The following is a 1,873-nucleotide window of genomic DNA, read 5'->3' as shown; positions in this document are numbered from 1 at the left end:
CCTCCTGCAAGCCAGGCTGATCGGTGCCATATGATCCCGAACTTCATCGAGAGTGCGTCAGACCCCCTTTTGCGCACCGATCCAGGGGGCCCATTTCGAGCCGATTGACAGATCAATGCCACACCGAGCCATGCTTAGATTCGCAGTGCGGGCGAAATGATCTCAAAGTCATCGAATATCCATTCTTACCCTGCCATCTCGACTTTGTACTCGCCCAGGGACGCCTTAACGCAAACTCGGGCCAGCGAATCGGTCGCATCGAAGGTCATTATCCCGACTTCAAGCCCTGAAAAAGCGACAGGAAGTTCGGTACATGCCAAAAGCAAGCATTCCGCTCCCTGCTGGACCAGCAGCCTCGCCGCGGCGCCTGCTGCCTCGCGGGCGGGCACCATCGTGCCCCCTTTGACAGATGTGATTGAGTGGTCGATGAGACGTTGCGTCTTCTCGTCTGGAATGACTACGCGCTCGACCGCCTTGAGCAATTCGTCGCCGTAGATGTCGGCGGAGATTGTCCCCCGTGTCGCCAAGATTGCGACAGAGCGCGGCCTGTTCGGCATCGCTAGAAGCTCGTGAAGCACAGCCTGGGAGATATGAAGTATCTTCGCCCGACAGCCCCCGCCCAATCTATCGTACCAATAATGGGCAGTGTTGCACGGAATCGCGATGAACGCGACGCCGGCCGCGTCAAGGAAGCGAACGCCTGAAAGCATAGGCAGGAAAGGATCGTCTCGACCATTTTCAATGGCCGAAGACCGATCCGGTATTTGTGGAACGTCATGAACAATAAGTGGAATATGATCCTGATCTCTTGTGGCAGGCGTTGCGGAGATGATTTTTGACAGAAAATCAACTGTTGCCGCTGGTCCCATTCCACCGAGAATACCGATGAGGTTTTTTTGACTCACTTTGGTTTTCTTTCTGGCTTGCAAGCCCGATTGCGTCGCCCACGACTCGGAACTGGCGCCTCGCATCAGAAGTTGGGGCTAACGTGGATGGCGCGACGCCCCCGCGTTGGGTCGCAGTCCGTCGATCCAACGACGTTCTCAACAGCAATTTGTGTGCCAAATAGCCTCGAGAGCTTCTGTAGCCGCTCCAGAATGGCTCTTGCTTGCGGAGCGGGGGCGAGCCTCGGCACTCCCCGGTTGGCAAATCTCTTCGATTACAGATGCAACAACATCTCGTAACAAACAAAATAATACAGCGACAACGACTGTTCATCAGACTAGGTGTTCTCACTTTTAAAGCAATTGCATCGCCTCCGCCACCACAGAAAGTGGTGGCTAGCTCGAACCTATGCTCGGGAATACTACTTTTTGCGGACGTTCACAGATGGTGGCCATCGGGATCAGATCAAGGGCTGACTGCAGCGATGCTGAAGTGCATAAACCGACGTCGGTGCAACGGTGTGCCGATCGAAATCGCCTCCAGGCTTGCCGCCTGACACTCCCACTTCTTCCCAGCCTCCGAAGTCCATCTACAGCGTCTCAAGTGACTGTCGCTTTGTCGGGTCCGCGACACAGGCTTTTGAAGCAAATGTCTGGCCTCAGGCTAAATAGCTGAAAAGCAGCCAGATAGTTTTTTTGGCTCGCTCAACCAAATTGGCACGAGGTTTGCGACGTTGGTTGCGAAGCTGCGGAAGGTGCCGATTGGCCTTCATGTCGTCGCTGACATCGATCGAAGGAAAGGAACATATCAAGTCTGCGTCGGATCTCATTCTACGGGAAGAGGGGCATCGACAGACCACCAATGCCTCCATCTCATAACGCGCCAACTGCGCCTGACCGACACCGCCTGCGGGCGTACACAATGGCTGCTATTTTCGACGTGATTACCGATCCATTGAAGCCGCCTTCGACCTATCGCAGAACATGGA

At 54.9% G+C, this 1,873-nt stretch carries 1 protein-coding gene and 1 pseudogene; both read right to left on the bottom strand.

All coding sequences use genetic code 11. The annotated features are described in order from the left end of the window. Positions 1-185: 185 nt before the first annotated feature. Complete coding sequence (locus X744_RS0139160; RefSeq protein WP_245266886.1) at positions 186-929, bottom strand: amino acid racemase; 744 nt, start codon at positions 927-929, stop codon at positions 186-188. Between the two features lie 41 nt (positions 930-970). Next, positions 971-1,159 (bottom strand): annotated as a pseudogene (locus tag X744_RS1000000175825) (hypothetical protein); the annotation flags it as partial. Positions 1,160-1,873 lie beyond the last annotated feature (714 nt).

The sequence above is a fragment of the Mesorhizobium sp. LNHC252B00 genome (assembly GCF_000502955.1).
GTDB lineage: Bacteria > Pseudomonadota > Alphaproteobacteria > Rhizobiales > Rhizobiaceae > Mesorhizobium.
Note: the sequence above shows the minus strand (reverse complement) of the source record. Positions and strands in the feature narration are given on the sequence as shown.